The sequence below is a fragment of the bacterium genome (assembly GCA_021372515.1).
GTDB lineage: Bacteria > Gemmatimonadota > Glassbacteria > GWA2-58-10 > GWA2-58-10 > JAJFUG01.
Window position 1 is genome coordinate 1 of record JAJFUG010000083.1, and the last position, 15,302, is coordinate 15,302.

Below are 15,302 nucleotides of genomic sequence, written 5' to 3' on the forward strand. Positions count from 1 at the left end.
TTCTGGTAGCCGGTGTAGGTGAAAGTGATCGAGCGCCGTCCGGGCGGCACGTTCAGAATGAAATAGTACCCGTCGTTGTTGGTCACATTACCCAGACGTGTGCCCTCGCAGGTCACCTGCACTCCGGCCAGGGGCTGGCCGCTGTTCTTGTCCCGCACCACGCCCTCGATCTTGGCCGTACTGATCTGGGCGTATCCCGTCACGGCCCAGAGCATCAGCCCCAGGCAGAGCAGAATGCTCCGGAGCTTGACTGAGTCTCTTTCGGCTTTTCCCAACATAGATCCTCCTTCGGTGGATCCTTTCGCGGAAACTGTGGATACTTCCAAAAGTTTGCTGTTGTCCTGCTTGGTGCTTCGGCGGACATTCCTATTTCATGACCCGGCGCCTCCTTAATTATGGATAGTTGGCTGTTGAGTTACAGTGCAGTTCTCTCGCAGAAGCTCACTCGTGTTTCAGGTCCGCGGCTCCCGATTCATCCCGGCTGCCCAGCGCGATTCTCCGCAGAGTGCCGAAAAACTCCTCCATATCGATCAGTGGCTTACGGTAGAAGCCAATCGCCCCGTATTCGGCGGCGCGGCGGCGGTTTTCCGGGTCATCCCAGGCAGTCAGGATGATGACCCGGGCCTGCGGGTCGAGGGCCAGGATGGCCCGTAACAGCCCGAACCCGTCCAGCACCGGCATCTTCAGGTCCGTAACCACCACATCGAACCTCCGGGCGCGGTAAAGGCCGATCGCCTCGCCCGAGTTCCGGCAGGCCACGGTCTCGAAACCCTCACCGCTCAGAGCGTCCTCCAGCTCTTCCAACAGCTCGTAATCATCCTCGATGACTAAAACTCTCATGATTTCATTCCATACTGGTATTGGCTCAACAGGGCGTATTGTGTCCAGAAAGGGGGATAGGAGTGATATCTGATATCTTTACTTAGACAAGAAAGGTGCCAGGCGGGCCTTATTGCGGAGTTCGAGCGGAACAATTTCGTAAGACCAGTATTCCTGTATCTCTGCGGCGACGGTTCTGGGCCGGGCCGGGACCGTCTGCCATGATTTCACCGCACCGATCGGTGCGGTTGCACCTTTCGGTGCGGACAGTCAGCGTACCTGCACGCTTCGGGATAGCGGTCGGAAAGCCATCCCGGAGGTCGCTCCCGCTCCCGAATTGCTATTCGCGGTATCCACTTACTCCGCTCTTGACATCCATTCCTTCCCGGGCGTCCCGGCGCGGCATTCCTCCCGTCCGCTGCAACAAAAAAACCGGGGCGCGGATTGCTCCGCACCCCGGGTCCTGTGGGCCGCTGTCAATATCTCAAGGCGTTTCAGTCCGTTTCGCCCGTGGGGACCAGTTCCACCACCGCCTCGGCGTGCGGGGTCTGGGGGAACAGGTCGAACAGGGCGGCGCTGCGCAGACTGTAGTCCTTGAGCTTGGGCAGATCGATCCCGAGCTGCTTGACATTGCAGGATACATAGATGATCAGCTCGGGGTGCAGCACGCCCAACTGGTGGATGGTCTTGGGGTGCATGCCGCTGCGCGGCGGGTCGGTGATAACGATCAGGGGCTTGGGCAGCTCCAGGTTCTTCAGCTTCGCGGCATCCAGCACCACCGCCCGCACGTTGCCCACCCCGTTCAGCTCGATGTTCATCCCGGCGCACTGGATGGCCTGGCCGAAGCTTTCCACCACGCTCACGCTGTCGAACAGGTCGGCGTTGATAATGCCGAAAGTCCCCACCCCGCCGTAGAGGTCCAGCAGGTGCCTCCCCTCGGTGGGGTGCGACTGGAGCAGGCCCCGGCAGTGCTCGTGCAACTTCACGGCCATGAAATAGTTGTTTTGGAAAAAGCCCTGCACGTGGTGCAGGAACCGCCGTCCCAGGTAGCTTTCCTCCAGCAGGTCACGGCCCTTGACCACGTAGTAGTCCTCCCCCACGCTCATATCCGTGCTCGAGGGGACATAGGTCACCAGGACATTGGCCGCGCTGCTGCGCTCGGCGAACCGGGCGACCCGCTCCCGGGCGTCCAGCAGACGGGTCGAGTCGGCGTTCAGGACAAAGGAGATCGAGCTGTCGTTCTGCGGGGCGCGGATCACGGCGTAGCGGAACGTGCCGCTCTTGCGCCGGATGTCGAACGTGTCCGCGCCAGTGAACGAGGCGCGCACCTCGGCCAACAGCTCGTTTATCCGCTCGTTCGCGATCACGCAGCGGTCGACATCCTCGATGCGGCGCCAGTCGCCCTTGTGGCGGAACCCCAGGCCGTTGGGGTGAAAGATCATATCCACCCGGGTGCGGTAGAAATACTCCCGGTCATGGACCACGCGGATGTCCTCGCAGCCGATAGCGTTGGCCAGCTGACGGCGCTTGTTGTCGAGCTGGGCGGCGTAGTCGGTCTGCTGCGCGGTGCAGCCCCCGCACCGTCCGAAATAGGCACACAGCGGTTCTGCCATTGTTCTCCCTTGCGATGTGAATTTGTACCGGCAGATGCATTACGTACAATTCTCGCCATTAAGCAGGCGTATCCCAGCCGCAGCCCCCCTTGCGGCCGCCAGGCCGACGCGGTTGTCTTTGGGGGCCGCGCATGCCTGAGCCTGCACAACGGGCAGTGTTTCAACTTAAGCCCGGTCTTAGCCGCAGGGGCGGACCCATGTGTCCGCCCGGTCGCACACGCGGGTGCGACCCTACATAAATCATAAACGAACCATCCACCCCAAAGGCTGGGCTGCGGCGAACCGACGGCGTCGCTGGGATCGGATTGCCACTGATGCCGGTCCGCCTTAATACGAAAACGCCAAGCTGAATGCAAATTCGTCCCAAAGGCCGAAGTGCGGCGGGAAATATGGCACAAAAGCGGCGGAAAGTAAACAGCGCAAAGCGGAAAGCAGTCCCGGAGCGAGGGCTCAGCTTCTGTCCGGCGGGCAGGACATGGTGTGCCGCAGGGCCGCGGCGGCCACCCCGGCGCTCACCCTGAGTAGATCGGCGGGCGAGCCGAGGATCCGCCGCCAGACATTGCGGTAGGTGTCCTGGCCCGAGACGCTGTCGAACAGGGCGCGGCGCAGGGCCGGGCTGCGGCGGGCCGTGGCCAGCACTGGGTCGAACACCCCCAGGCGGGTCATCACCCCGGTGATCAGCCGCGTGGCCCGCCCGTACCACAGGTCGCCGATGATCTCGGCGCAGCAGCGCTCGATCCCGCTCAGGGCCTGCCTCGTCACCCCGCGCTCCAGGATCAGGCCGGCCACGTGGCTGCCGCAGAGCAGGGCCGAGTTGATCCCCTTGCCCTTGAACGGGCGCACCAGCCCGGCGGCATCTCCGATGGCGATGAAACGGTCGCAGTAGAAATTCCGTGCCGGCGAGATTGGGAAACTGCCGCGGAACATGTCACTCACCTCGAACGGATAGTCCAGCAACTGCCGCACTGACTGCGAGCCGAGGAACTGCCGCAGGGTGAACGAGCTGACCTTCCGCCCGGCCACCAGGGCCGTGATATGGTTGCCCTTGGGGACCAGGGAGGCGAACTCCACCCCGGCCGTGGCAACGAGAAAGGCGTGGATCGTATCGCCGAAAGCGTCCACCCGCTCCTGGCCCGGATGGATCTTGGTCACCACCGTGTCCAGGTAGTCCGGCCTCCGGTAGCCGATCCGCCGCTCGAGCGCCTCGCTCATCTGGCAGTCCAGGCCGAAAGCCCCGACCAGGATGTCGCCGCTGAAACTGCCGCCCTCGGTGAAAATGTTCACCGCCTCCGCGCCGAACTCCACATCGCAGACCCGGCAGGGGTGAAGAGCCGCCCCGGCCCGGCAGGCGGATTCGTTGAGGAAGGCGTCGAACTGCACCCGCCGCGTGGCCAGCGAGGGCGTCGCGCCCCCCCCGGCCTCGCTCTCCTGAAGGCGGATACTGGTGCTCTCGGTGTGCAGGCAGTAACCGTATATCCGGCGCAGGATAAGACTTTCCGGTATCTCCAGGCCGAGCAGGCCGGTCAACAGCTCCTGGATCGGCGGGCTGAGCACGCCCATGCACTGGTTGTAGTGGCGGCCGAACTGCTTGTGCTCGAAAAGGTCCACCTGCACTTGCCGCCCGGCCTGGGCTGCCAGGCGCAGCAGCGAGATGGCGCAGGCCGCTCCGGCTGGTCCTGCCCCGGCGATCAGCACCCGCAGGGGCTTTGTCTCACCTGCAATCATTGTCGTGTTCCTGTCCGAAAGCTTTCTTTCCGCTCAGCAGCACGCGCAGCGCGGAGCAAACCACGCCGAAAGCCAGGCGCGGGTCCAGACAGTGGAGGAATATCCGGCGATAGGGCGCATCCCCGGTGAACATGTTCCAGAGCACCCAGCGCAGACGGTGCGCGGCCAGGCCGGACAGCGGACACTCGCCGCGGGCCAGGCGGAGATGGGCCAGGGTGAGCGCCGGCACGCGGTTGATCCGGTCGTAGAGGCGGAACATGATCTGGCCCAGGCGGTTGTCGAAACCGAACTCGCCCTGGATGCGGCTCTCGTAGTCGCGGCGAAGGCCCCTCTCATCCGCGGGCCCGCAGTGGACCAGCACCTCGGCGGCCAGGGAGGCCGAGCGCAGGGCGCTGTCGATGCCTTTCTTGTAGTAGCGCGAGATTCCGGCATCCCCCACGATCAGGCAATGGGCCGCGGCCAGGCGCGGGCTGTGCTGCACCGGGAAACGCGGGGCGCAGCGGCAGCGTGGACTGCCGTCCACCGTGGCGACCTGTGCACCCCTCTCAAGGCCGGTGCGCCGCACGAACTCCTCCAGGTCGCTCAGGCTGAGCCCCTTGCCCACCAGCGACACGGTGACATAGTCTTTCTTGGGCGTTATCACGCCGAACTGCACCGGACGCTCACCGGGGATGAACACCACGATCTCGCTGCCCGCTCCCTCGGGACGCTGGCCCTCGGGCATCGGAAACTCGGCCAGCACCGCGGCGTGTGTGGCGGGACGGTTGTAGCCGAACCCCAGCCGCTCGAACTGCTGGCCGGTGCTGGAGTTCACCCCGAACGCGCCGATCAGCATGTCCGCGGCGTACCTCTGACCGAGCTCATCGGTCAGATGCACCGGGTCGGGGCCGCTGCGTTCGAGCGCCACCCTCTCGATCCGGCGCGGGACCTTTATCGCCCCCAGGCCCAGGGCGGTGTCCAGCAGGAACTGGTCGAAACTGAGCCGCCCGCTGCGGTCGGGGTGCGGGCCGTGGCCGCGGTAGACAGTCAGGATGTGCGCACCGGCGGGCGCCTCCAGGCAGAGGCTGCCCACCCCGGTGACCAGACGGTAGCGGGTGATACGCTGCTGCACCACGCGCTCGGGCAGGGCCAGGCCCAAAGCCTCCAGCTCGGAGACCAATGCCGAGGACAGCACTCCCTGGCAGCAGTTGCAGTTGGAGGGGCCGCCGCGCTCGAACAGCTTGGGCTCGAAAATGGTCACCCGGGCCTCAATCCCGTTCTCGCGGCAAAGACTGAGGTAGCGTATCGAGAAAAAGGCCCCGGCCGGGCCACCGCCGATCACGGCCACGCGGACCGGTTGTGTGGAACGGGTCTGCTCAAGCGGCATGCTCGCCTCGCGGGATTGTACAGTTCAAGCCTGAACCGCGCCCAATCTCCGGTTTGCGTTCCCTGACCTGAGTGTAGACCCTGGACCCGACTTTTACAAGTGATTTTATCGTTGGAATACTAAGCGCATCCTGTTTGATCCGCGCCGCGCGACCGCTCCCTGCCCCCGGCGTTTAGCCGCCCCGCTCAGATCTGGATGCTGAGAATGCCGTTCTCCAGGCTGGCCTGGTAATGAGCCAGGCTGTGCGAGGCCGGCCCGCGGACCACGCTGCCCGAGGCGTTGAACTGCGCCCCGTGACGGGGGCAGGTGGCTACGCCGTCCGGCTGCAGGGCCCCGATCTGGTTCACCTCGTGCGTGCAGGTGCGGTCCAGGACCGTCACCACGCTCTCGGAGGTGCGCACCACGATGATTCCGAACCGCGGCAGTCCGCTCGCCGCAGTTGCGTTCAGACTGACCGATCCGCCAACTGTGCCGAGTGCGCTGTACTGCGGAAGGCTCAGGTCGAGCTGCACCGTGCCGCCGCCGGTGGCTGGCGCCACCGGGCTTGAGGAGTCTCCCCCGCCACAACCCTGCAACAGTGACAGAAGAGCACCGGCCGAGGCCAAGACGCCCACTCCCAGGGCCGACCGGCCGATAAATTCACGCCGGCTGTGCCCGGCGCCACCGCACGCGCATCCTGTCATACGTACTTCCTCAGGTTTGTCGCTTTTCATCGCAACCCCTCCCCAAAATGGAATGCCTCTCGGAACGAGCCGTCAACGCGGCTTTAAGAAATGAGCACAATGCGCTTTCTTGACTCTTTGATCGACTTTTATTAACTACACAAAATATTTTCCACTGTTCCTGTTTGCGGCGGCTTTTCCACGCCGTCTGTTGTAATCCGCACCTGAATCACTGTAGAGTTAATATGAAAGTCGTACAACGGAGGTGGGTTTAGCCCTCTGTTAATCGGACCTTCTGGGACCGGGGGCAGGATGGAATACCGTCTTCAGAGCCTTCTGCAAGGAGTGAGCCCGGAGGCGGCGTTCGCCTGGCACGCCCGGCCGGGGGCCCTGGAACGCCTTATCCCGCCCTGGCAGAAAGTCCGGCTGCTTGAGGGCGGAACGACCGCCCTGGCCCAGGGCGCACGCCTTCACCTGCAGGCCGGTCTGGGGCCGCTGCGCCTCGACTGGCTGGCCGAGCTGAGCGGTGTGGAGCCTGGACATTCTTTCACCGACACCCAGGTGCGCGGTCCGTTCCGGCGCTGGGTCCACGAGCACGTTTTCACGGCTGTCGAGGGGGGCGGAAGCTGTGTCCTGACCGACCGGGTGGAGTGGGAGCCGCCCCTGCCCCGGCTGACCGACCGCTTCATCGCGAATCGCCTCGACCGGGCGTTCCGCTGGCGGCACCGGGTGACCGCCTCCGACCTGCGCGACAGCCTGGATTACGGTGAATGCGATTCGGAGATCGTGGTGAGCGGCGGCTCGGGGCTGATCGGCTCGGCGCTGGTCCCCTACCTGCGTGCGGCCGGGCACCGCGTGCGCAGTCTTGTGCGTCGGGAGCCGGATAGCGGCGATGAGTTCCGCTGGCAGCCCGAATCCGGCCGGCTCGACCCGGCCGCCCTGGAGGGCGCCCAGGCGGTGGTGCACCTGGCCGGGGAAAGTATCGCCGGCGGGCGCTGGAACGAGCGCCGCAAGCGTGGCATTCTGGAAAGCCGGGTGCGCGGCACGGAGCTTATCGCGCGCAACCTGGCCCGGCTCGACAATCCGCCCCGGGTGCTGGTCTGCGCCTCGGCCGTGGGTTTCTACGGCGACCGGGGGGAGGAGGTTCTGGATGAGGACAGCCCCGGCGGCACGGGGTTCCTGGCCGGGGTCTGCGCGGCCTGGGAGGCGGCCTGCGCCCCGGCGGCTGAGGCCGGAGTGCGGGTGGTGTTCCTGCGGCTGGGGATGGTCCTCTCCCAGTCCGGCGGGGCGCTGCGGGCGATGCTGCCCGCGTTCCGCCTGGGCCTGGGGGGCCCGCTGGGCCGTGGTGAGCAGTATTTCGGCTGGATCGCGATCGATGACCTGTTACGGGTGATCCGGCATGTTGTCGCACACAACGAGTTGAGCGGCCCGCTGATAGCCGCCGCGCCCGAGGCGACCACCAGCGCTCAGTTCAGCCGGGCCCTGGCTGGCGTTCTGCAGCGGCCCGCCTTTCTGGCCGCCCCGGCCCCGCTGCTGCGCGCCGCCCTGGGCGAGATGGGCAGCGCACTTCTTCTGTCCAGCCAGCGGGTGTGTCCGTCGCGACTGCTGCAATCGGGTTTCCGCTACCGCTACCCGGACCTGGGGCGCGCCCTTGGTCACTTGACAGGCCGCTTGAGCGAGACCCATATATTAACCTGAAGAACAGCTAAACCGGAGCAACCGAATCAGGTCACAAACCAGGACCTGTTCATCCATACCAGAGAAGGGAAACCGCATGTCGTTCACCGACAGTCTCGCCGCCGCCTGCAACGACTCCTGGCAGAGGATGCACGAGCACCCGTTCGTACGCGAGATCGGCGAGGGAGTGCTGGCAGAGGACAAATTCGTTTTCTACCTGCGCCAGGACTATGTCTATCTGATCGAATACAGCCGCCTGCTGGCCCTGGCCTGCGCCAAGGCGCCCGACCTGGAAACCATGCGCTATTTCAAAGACCTGCTGGGCCAGATCCTCGAATCGGAGATGGAACTGCACGTGAAAATCTGCGCCGAGTACGGCCTGAGCCGCTCCGTGCTCGAATCCACCGTGGCCGCGCCGGGGTGCCTGGCCTACACCAGTTTTCTTCTCTCCACCGCCTATTCCGGCAGTTTCGCCGACCTTCTGGCCGTCATGCTCCCCTGTGTCTGGGGTTACCATGAGATCGGCCAACGCCTTCAAAGACAGGGTTTGCCGCAGGCCCAGTTTTACAGGGACTGGATCGAGATCTATGCCTCGGACCAGATGAAAAATATTTCTGACTGTCTGCGCCAGTTGATGGAGGCCCAGGCCCGGCATTCCGACGGGGCGGCGCATGAGCGCTGGAAAAACCTGTTCGCCAGGAGCGTGGAGTTCGAGGTGCTGTTCTGGGAAATGTCCTGGCGTAAACTCGACAGCGCACTGGGGTAAGAATGGTGCACCTGGAAAGAGAATCCCTGGCCGATGATCCGTTCGTGCAGTTCGAACGCTGGTTCAGCCAGGCGCAGCGAGAGGGAGTGGCCGAACCGGAGGCGATGGCCCTGTCCACGGTGGACGCGGCGGGCGCGCCCTCCTCGCGCATGGTGCTGCTGCGCGGGTTCGACCGCGCGGGCTTCGTGTTTTTCTCCAACTACGGCAGCCGCAAGGCGCAGGATATCCTGGCCCGGCCCAGGGCGGCCCTTCTTTTCTACTGGCGGAGCGAGCCTGCGCGCCAGGTGCGTATTGTCGGTGAGGTCGAAAAAACCACGCCCCGGGAGAGCCTGGCTTATTTCCGGACCCGCCCCCGCGGCAGCCGCCTGGGGGCCTGGGCCTCACCCCAGAGCCGGGCGATCCAGGACCGTGAAACCCTGGAGGCCGCACAGCGGGAAATGGAACGTATTTCCCCGGAGGAGGTCCCTCTGCCGCCGTTCTGGGGCGGATACCGTCTGGCGCCGCAGGAGTTCGAATTCTGGCAGGCCGGAGCGGACCGCCTGCACGACCGGTTCCGTTATTTTCAGGCCGCTGGCGTCTGGTCAATCGAGCGACTGGCGCCCTGAGCGTTTCCGTCGGGCCGGTTCGGGAAGAAGATGCCTTACGGACTTGATTTGTATTTGAGATTTATTTACAATATCACTGAACGGCAGTTGAGAGAGTATTGTAAAAGAGCGGCAGCCGGATGGCTGCCGAGCTGTTCCACAAAATCGGTTTCCTGGCCGGAGGCATTCCTCCGGCTGAAAACGCTAACCTCAACCGAACGGAGAGGCCGATTCCAATGCGAGTGGGTGTTCCGAGGGAGACATTCCCTGGCCAGAACCAGGTGGCACTGGTGCCCGATGGTGTTCCCGCACTCACTAAAGCGGGACTCGAGGTCGTGATGGAAGCCGGGGCTGGAGCTGCAGCCGGCTACCCGGACAGCGAGTACCAGGCCAAGGGGGTCCAGATGCTGTCCGGCCGGGAGAAAGTGTTCCAGGCCGCGGACATCATCCTCCAGTTTCAGGCCGCTGGAGCCAACCCCGAAAAAGGGCCGCAGGATTATGCTCTCCTGCGCGAGGGTCAGGTTCTGATCGCTTTTCTCGACCCTCTGTCCGCGCCGGATCAGGTCCAGGAGCTGGCCGCGCGCGGAGTGACCGCGTTCTCGATGGAGCTGATGCCGCGTATCACCAGGGCGCAGAGTATGGACGCCCTCTCCGCGATGGCCACCGTGGCCGGATACAAGGCGGTGATCCTGGCCGCGGCGCAGCTTCCCCGCATGTTCCCGCTGATGATGACCGCGGCTGGCACTGTCAGTCCGGCCCGCGTGTTCGTGATCGGCGCGGGCGTGGCGGGCCTTCAGGCCATCTCCTCGGCCAAACGTCTGGGCGCGGTGGTGCAGGCCTATGATGTCCGTCCCGCGGTGCGCGAGCAGGTGGAAAGCCTGGGCGGCAAGTTTGTCGAAATGGAGCTGGATGCCGCCGCCAGCGAGACCAAGGGCGGATATGCCAAAGAGATGGGCGAGGATTTCTACCGCCGTCAGCGCGAGCTGATGGAGCGCGTGGTGGCCGACAGCCACGTGGTGATCACCACGGCGGCTGTGCCGGGCAAGAAAGCCCCGGTGCTGATCACCGCCGACATGGTGAAGAGAATGCCCCCCGGCTCGGTGATTGTCGACCTGGCCGCCGAGCGCGGCGGCAACTGCGAGCTGACCCAGGCCGGCAAAACGGTCGAGGTGGACGGAGTGACAGTGATCGGGACGCTCAACCTGCCCTCCACGGTGCCCTACCATGCCAGCCAGATGTACTCGAAGAACATCGTCACCTTCCTCAGGCACCTGCTCACCAAGGAGGGCAGCCTCAAGATAGACCCGAGCGAAGAGATCACCCGCGAGACCATGCTGACCCACGGCAAAGAGGTCACACAGGCGCGGGTGCGTGAGCTGTTGAACCTGCCGGCGCTCGCTCCGGCCCAGCCAGAGAAGGTATGATGGATATTTTCATCATTTCGCTGACCATTTTCGTCCTGGCGGTGTTCGTGGGGTTCGAGGTGATCAACAAGGTGCCTCCGATCCTGCACACGCCGCTGATGAGCGGGTCCAACGCCATTTCCGGCATCACGATCATCGGCGCGATGATCTCGGCCGGGGCCAAGGAGACCCTGCTGACCACGATCCTGGGCTGCACGGCCGTGGTCTTTGCGACTATTAACGTTGTGGGCGGCTTCATGGTGACCCACCGAATGCTCAAGATGTTCAAAAAGAAAAATTGATCATGTACACAGCGATAATCAACCTGGCCTATCTGGTCGCTTCAGTGCTGTTCATTCTCGGGCTGAAAGGCATGGCCCATCCCCGGACCGCGGTCCGGGGCAACCTCGTCGGCGCACTCGGCATGCTGCTCGCCATCGTGGTGACTTTGTTCGACCGTCACATCGTAAGCTTCGAGGTTATCCTGATCGGCATCCTGATCGGCTCGCTGATCGGGGTGATCGTCTCGATCCGCATCCCGATGACCGCCATGCCGCAGATGGTGGCCCTGTACAACGGGTTCGGCGGCGGGGCCTCGCTGATCGTGGCCGGGTCGGCCCTGGTCGAATCCGGCCTGGCCAGCGGCACCCCCCTGACCCAGATGACCATCGCCACCGCAGCCTCAGGCATCGTGGGCGCGGTCACTTTCTGGGGCAGCCTGATCGCTTTCCTCAAGCTGCAGGAATTCCTGATCGGCGGCAACCCTGTGCTGTTCCCGGGACGGCACGTGGTCAATATCCTGCTGGGCCTGATCGCGGTGGGACTGGGCGTCTGGCTCGTGCTCGAACCCAGCCAGGTTAACATCTATTGGATCATGGCCCTGGTGGCTTCGGTCCTGGGAGTTATGCTGGTCATCCCCATCGGCGGGGCGGACATGCCGGTGGTGATCTCGCTGCTCAACTCCTATTCCGGCATCGCGGGCGCGACCACCGGGTTCGTGCTCAACAACTACGGCCTGATCATCGCCGGCTCGCTGGTAGGGGCCTCGGGTATCATCCTGACCCAGATCATGTGCAAGGCGATGAACCGCTCCCTGGCCAACGTGCTGTTCGGCGGGGTGGGCGCAGTGGTCGCCACCGGCGGCAAGAAAGACGACATCTACGCCGGCAAGGTCAGGTCCACCAGCGCCGAGGAAGTGGCCATGCTGATGGAGGACGCCCGCCGGGTGATGATCGTGCCGGGTTACGGCATGGCCGTGGCCCAGGCTCAGCACCCGGTGCGCGACCTGACCAATCTGCTCGAGTCGCGCGGGGTGGATGTCGAGTTCGCGATCCATCCGGTGGCCGGACGCATGCCCGGGCACATGAACGTGCTGCTGGCCGAGGCCGACATCCCCTACGACAAGCTCAAGGAGATGGACGAGGCCAACGCGATGATGGAGGAGACCGACATCGCCATCGTGCTGGGGGCCAACGATGTGGTGAACCCCATCGCCCGCACCGACCCCGCGAGCCCGATTGCCGGCATGCCCATCATCAACGTGGACAAGGCCCGCACCGTGGTTGTGATCAAGCGTTCGCTGAGCCCCGGGTTCGCCGGGATCCCCAACCCGCTTTTCATCGCGGACAACACGCTGATGTACTTCGCGGACGGCAAGAAAGCGATCCTGGAGATCGTGGCGGCGCTCAAGGAGAGCTGATCCGGTGCAACCCCGGCCGGGAGGAGGGAGCTCAAATCCGAGGCCAGTCCAGGACGCCGGGCAGAGCGGAAAACACTGGAACGCACAACGGCAGGGGCGGGCTTGAAACCCGCCCCTGAGTCGTTTCCACAAGGTCGGCTCGTCAAAACAAAAAACAGGCCGGGGTGTGGATCGCTCCGCACCCCGGCCTGTTTTCACTTCCATGTGCCTAATGGCAGATCAGAAATCGACGAAGTCCTTGTCATCCAGCGGGATCACACGCTCCGGGTTCAGAGCTTTGCCGTGCCCGTTGCCTGTGATCGGCCCGCTCTTGACACTGCCGGCCAGGACAGGACGGCCGTTCCGCACCTTGGCGGGCTTACGCGCGGCAGTCCGCTCGCTCTTCATCGACATTGTCACTGTTTCCTGGCGCTGTCCGGCGGCCGTGGCCGACTGGGCGAGCGGGCGGGCCAGGATTTCGGTCTTGGCCTTGCGGGTCTCGTGCTGACGGCTGAGGTTGAACTCATCCACCATGCTGCGCAGCTCCTCAGCCTGGCTGTTGAGCTCCTCGGCGGCGCTGGCAGATTCCTCGGAGTTGGAGGCGTTCTGCTGAGTCACCTTGTCCATCTGCGCCACTGCGGTGTTCACCTGCTCGATGCCCTGGGCCTGCTCGATAGCCGCGGCCGCTATCTCGGCCACCAGGTCGCTCACCTTGCGCGAGCCCTCGGCGATCTCCTCAAACCCGCGGGCCACGCTTTCGGTGATCTCCACTCCGCTGTCCGCGTTCTTGACCGCTTCTTCGATCAGGTCGGCCGTACTCTTGGCCGCGGTCGCGCTGCGCTGCGCCAGGGAGCGCACTTCCTCGGCCACCACGGCGAAGCCCTTGCCGGCCTCACCGGCGCGCGCCGCCTCCACCGCGGCGTTCAGGGCCAGAAGGTTGGTCTGGAACGCGATCTCGTCGATGGTCTTCACGATCTTGGCGGTCTGGTCCGAGCTGGACTTGATCTTTCCGATCGCCGCCACCATCTGCTCCACCGCCTGACGGCCCTTGTCAGCGGAACCGCGCGTCTCGTTCGACAGGTTCTTCGCCTGCTTGGCGTTGTCGGCGTTCTGCTTGGTCATGGAGGACATCTCCTCCAGGCTCGAGCTGATTTCCTCCAGGCTCGAGGCCTGCTCGTTGGCGCCCTCGGCCAGGCTCTGGCTGCCGCTGGCGATCTGGCCGCTGGCCGATCCGACCTGCTCCACGGCCAGGGCCACCTGCTGCAGCGCCTCGTCCAGGGATTCGATGGTGGTGTTTATATTCTGCTTGAACTCGGCCAGCTGGCCCTTGTAGTCCCCGGTCACCCGGCTTGTCAGGTCCTTATCCGCGGCCGCGGACAGCACCTGGGAGGCCTCCTCGATCGGGCGGGTCACGGTGTCCAGCAGGTTATTCACCCCGCCGACTATCTGGCCGTAATCACCCGCATACTTGGAGCTGTCGGCCCGTTCCTTGAGCTGACCGTCCAGGGCGGACTTGATGAGGTGTTTCACCTCGTTGTTCATCCGCTGCAGGCTGTCGATCATCTGGAGCATGGAATGCCCGAGAAGGTCCTTGTCCGAGGCGGCGTTTACCTTGGCCTCCAGGTTGCCCTGCGCAATCTGGCCCGCGGCCTCGGCCTTTTCTTTCTGGTTCGCGATCATGTGCGCGAAAGCACGGCCCATGTCCCCCAGCTCGTCCTGGCGCTGTTTGATTTTGGTTCTCTCATCGACGGACACGCCGGTCAACTCGACATCTCCATCCGCCAGGATGCGGGTCACATCGGTCAGCAGGATGAGCGGGCGGGTGATCGAGCGCGTCATAATTATTCCGAGCAGAAGAGCCAGGCCGAAACCGAACACCATGAACACGATGGCGATTGTTTTCTGCACGAAAGCTTTCTGGAGCTGCGCCGCGACTTCTGACTTGGCCCCATCGCGGGTGCTTTCCACCATCTGGCGGATTTGGTTCTGGGTCTCGAGGAAAGCAGTGCGGGCGGCCATCGAGGCCTGGAAAGCGGTCTCATCCATTTCGAGGATTTGGGGATCATCCTTGCTCAGGCCCTGCGAGATCAACTGGTCTTTCTTCAGGCTGGCCTCCCGGACCGCCTGGTGTCCCTGTTTCCAGTTAGCCCATTTCGGCTCCAGATCTTTCCAAAGCTGTTCCTCGTCTGCGCTCTTGGGCAGCTCCTCGAAGGCTTTCCAGGCCTCATCGGCCCGGCTGAAAGCTTGATCGATGTAATCGTACTGGGCCTGACGGACCTTCGGGTCCATCATCTTGTTGTTCAGCAGTCCGCGCTCGCCAGTGGTCACTGCGGTCAGGGCCTCGTTGATTATCAACAGATGCTCAACTCCGGGCAACCTTATCGTGCCGATATCCGCAACGGCCCTGGAACTCCTGGAGATACCGTAATACCCGGATATGCCGATCGCCAAAGCAATTACTGCCAGGCTCATGTACGACATCATCAGTTTTTTGCCTACTGTCCATCTGGTTCCCATTCCGACTCACCTCGGTTGATTAGTTGACAAGGCAATTATCTGATATGTTTCTCCTCTATTGCATCTGTGCTCTCTCCGGTTTTCCGTTCTCCTTGGCATTTGTGTCATCACCCTGACCCTGAGACCTTCGTTCAAATCACATTTTTCGCATCTCCTTATCCGTAGTGACGGGTTTAAATGGAATCTGCCAGCTAAACCTGCTACAAGGATCGGGAACTCAATATTTTATATCTTGCTGACGGTGCACGCGAAGAAGAGGAACTCTTGAGACAGCCTGGCAAAAACGTGATCAGAAATGCACTAACCGAGGCATGGGTACAGCCATCGAATTCAGCAAACACAAGGCTCTCCGATTTCAAACCCGATATGTTAATAATCAATTAGCATGCCAAATTATCCAATAATCGCATTTTGTTCATTTGCCACGTTTTACACTATTCAAAAAGGAGAATCTATTTCAAACTCTACAAACACCTTGTTCGAAATCGGGCA

The 15,302-nt window shown here is 63.3% G+C and carries 13 protein-coding genes; 6 read left to right on the forward strand and 7 right to left on the reverse strand.

Annotated features, from left to right (window positions below):
* The 6 genes from LLH00_08510 to LLH00_08535 all read right to left on the reverse strand — a co-directional run.
* Window positions 1-278: carboxypeptidase-like regulatory domain-containing protein (locus LLH00_08510; protein MCE5271314.1), on the reverse strand; the 278-nt coding region annotated here is incomplete at its 3' end.
* A 163-nt stretch (window positions 279-441) separates the two neighbouring features.
* Window positions 442-840 (reverse strand): response regulator, encoded by a 399-nt coding sequence (locus LLH00_08515; protein ID MCE5271315.1) that lies wholly within the window; start codon window positions 838-840, stop codon window positions 442-444.
* A 473-nt stretch (window positions 841-1,313) separates the two neighbouring features.
* On the reverse strand, window positions 1,314-2,432 hold the full coding sequence (locus tag LLH00_08520) for a hypothetical protein (protein ID MCE5271316.1): 1,119 nt from the start codon (window positions 2,430-2,432) through the stop codon (window positions 1,314-1,316).
* Window positions 2,433-2,882: 450 nt separating this feature from the next.
* Entirely contained in the window at window positions 2,883-4,157 is a 1,275-nt protein-coding gene (locus tag LLH00_08525; protein ID MCE5271317.1) for a hypothetical protein, read from the reverse strand.
* Window positions 4,144-5,523: a hypothetical protein gene (locus tag LLH00_08530; protein ID MCE5271318.1), complete on the reverse strand. Its 1,380-nt coding sequence runs from the start codon at window positions 5,521-5,523 to the stop codon at window positions 4,144-4,146. The genes LLH00_08525 and LLH00_08530 overlap by 14 nt, the downstream gene beginning before the upstream one ends.
* 185 nt (window positions 5,524-5,708) lie before the next feature.
* A complete protein-coding gene (locus LLH00_08535; GenBank protein ID MCE5271319.1) occupies window positions 5,709-6,206 on the reverse strand; it encodes a Rieske 2Fe-2S domain-containing protein in 498 nt (165 codons plus the stop codon).
* A 291-nt stretch (window positions 6,207-6,497) separates the two neighbouring features.
* On the opposite strand from LLH00_08535, the gene LLH00_08540 reads away from it, so the two are divergent.
* The 6 genes from LLH00_08540 (at window position 6,498) to LLH00_08565 (ending at window position 12,314) form a co-directional block, all read left to right on the forward strand.
* A complete protein-coding gene (locus tag LLH00_08540; GenBank protein MCE5271320.1) occupies window positions 6,498-7,883 on the forward strand; it encodes a TIGR01777 family oxidoreductase in 1,386 nt (461 codons plus the stop codon).
* Window positions 7,884-7,959: 76 nt separating this feature from the next.
* Window positions 7,960-8,628, forward strand: coding sequence for a thiaminase II (tenA, locus tag LLH00_08545; GenBank protein ID MCE5271321.1), 669 nt, complete (start codon window positions 7,960-7,962; stop codon window positions 8,626-8,628).
* 2 nt (window positions 8,629-8,630) lie between these two features.
* On the forward strand, window positions 8,631-9,233 hold the full coding sequence (pdxH, locus tag LLH00_08550; protein ID MCE5271322.1) for a pyridoxamine 5'-phosphate oxidase: 603 nt from the start codon (window positions 8,631-8,633) through the stop codon (window positions 9,231-9,233).
* Between the two features lie 215 nt (window positions 9,234-9,448).
* Window positions 9,449-10,636 (forward strand): Re/Si-specific NAD(P)(+) transhydrogenase subunit alpha, encoded by a 1,188-nt coding sequence (locus LLH00_08555; GenBank protein ID MCE5271323.1) that lies wholly within the window; start codon window positions 9,449-9,451, stop codon window positions 10,634-10,636.
* Entirely contained in the window at window positions 10,636-10,917 is a 282-nt protein-coding gene (locus tag LLH00_08560; protein ID MCE5271324.1) for an NAD(P) transhydrogenase subunit alpha, read from the forward strand. Before LLH00_08555 ends, LLH00_08560 begins: the two co-directional genes overlap by 1 nt.
* Window positions 10,918-10,919: 2 nt before the next feature.
* A complete protein-coding gene (locus LLH00_08565; GenBank protein ID MCE5271325.1) occupies window positions 10,920-12,314 on the forward strand; it encodes an NAD(P)(+) transhydrogenase (Re/Si-specific) subunit beta in 1,395 nt (464 codons plus the stop codon).
* A 219-nt stretch (window positions 12,315-12,533) separates the two neighbouring features.
* Here the strand turns inward: LLH00_08565 and LLH00_08570 are convergent, their stop codons facing one another.
* Window positions 12,534-14,810 (reverse strand): methyl-accepting chemotaxis protein, encoded by a 2,277-nt coding sequence (locus LLH00_08570; GenBank protein MCE5271326.1) that lies wholly within the window; start codon window positions 14,808-14,810, stop codon window positions 12,534-12,536.
* Window positions 14,811-15,302: the final 492 nt, after the last annotated feature.

Excerpts from the sequence above, each read along its gene's own strand:
- LLH00_08515 (MCE5271315.1), bottom strand. The coding sequence starts at position 840 with ATGAGAGTTTTAGTCATCGAGGATGATTACGAGCTGTTGGAAGAGCTG.
- LLH00_08520 (MCE5271316.1), bottom strand. The coding sequence starts at position 2,432 with ATGGCAGAACCGCTGTGTGCCTATTTCGGACGGTGCGGGGGCTGCACC.
- LLH00_08530 (MCE5271318.1), bottom strand. The coding sequence starts at position 5,523 with ATGCCGCTTGAGCAGACCCGTTCCACACAACCGGTCCGCGTGGCCGTG.
- LLH00_08540 (MCE5271320.1), top strand. The coding sequence starts at position 6,498 with ATGGAATACCGTCTTCAGAGCCTTCTGCAAGGAGTGAGCCCGGAGGCG.
- LLH00_08565 (MCE5271325.1), top strand. The coding sequence starts at position 10,920 with ATGTACACAGCGATAATCAACCTGGCCTATCTGGTCGCTTCAGTGCTG.
- LLH00_08525 (MCE5271317.1), bottom strand. The coding sequence starts at position 4,157 with ATGATTGCAGGTGAGACAAAGCCCCTGCGGGTGCTGATCGCCGGGGCA.
- tenA (MCE5271321.1), top strand. The coding sequence starts at position 7,960 with ATGTCGTTCACCGACAGTCTCGCCGCCGCCTGCAACGACTCCTGGCAG.
- LLH00_08535 (MCE5271319.1), bottom strand. The coding sequence starts at position 6,206 with ATGACAGGATGCGCGTGCGGTGGCGCCGGGCACAGCCGGCGTGAATTT.
- LLH00_08560 (MCE5271324.1), top strand. The coding sequence starts at position 10,636 with ATGGATATTTTCATCATTTCGCTGACCATTTTCGTCCTGGCGGTGTTC.
- pdxH (MCE5271322.1), top strand. The coding sequence starts at position 8,631 with ATGGTGCACCTGGAAAGAGAATCCCTGGCCGATGATCCGTTCGTGCAG.
- LLH00_08555 (MCE5271323.1), top strand. The coding sequence starts at position 9,449 with ATGCGAGTGGGTGTTCCGAGGGAGACATTCCCTGGCCAGAACCAGGTG.
- LLH00_08570 (MCE5271326.1), bottom strand. The coding sequence starts at position 14,810 with ATGGGAACCAGATGGACAGTAGGCAAAAAACTGATGATGTCGTACATG.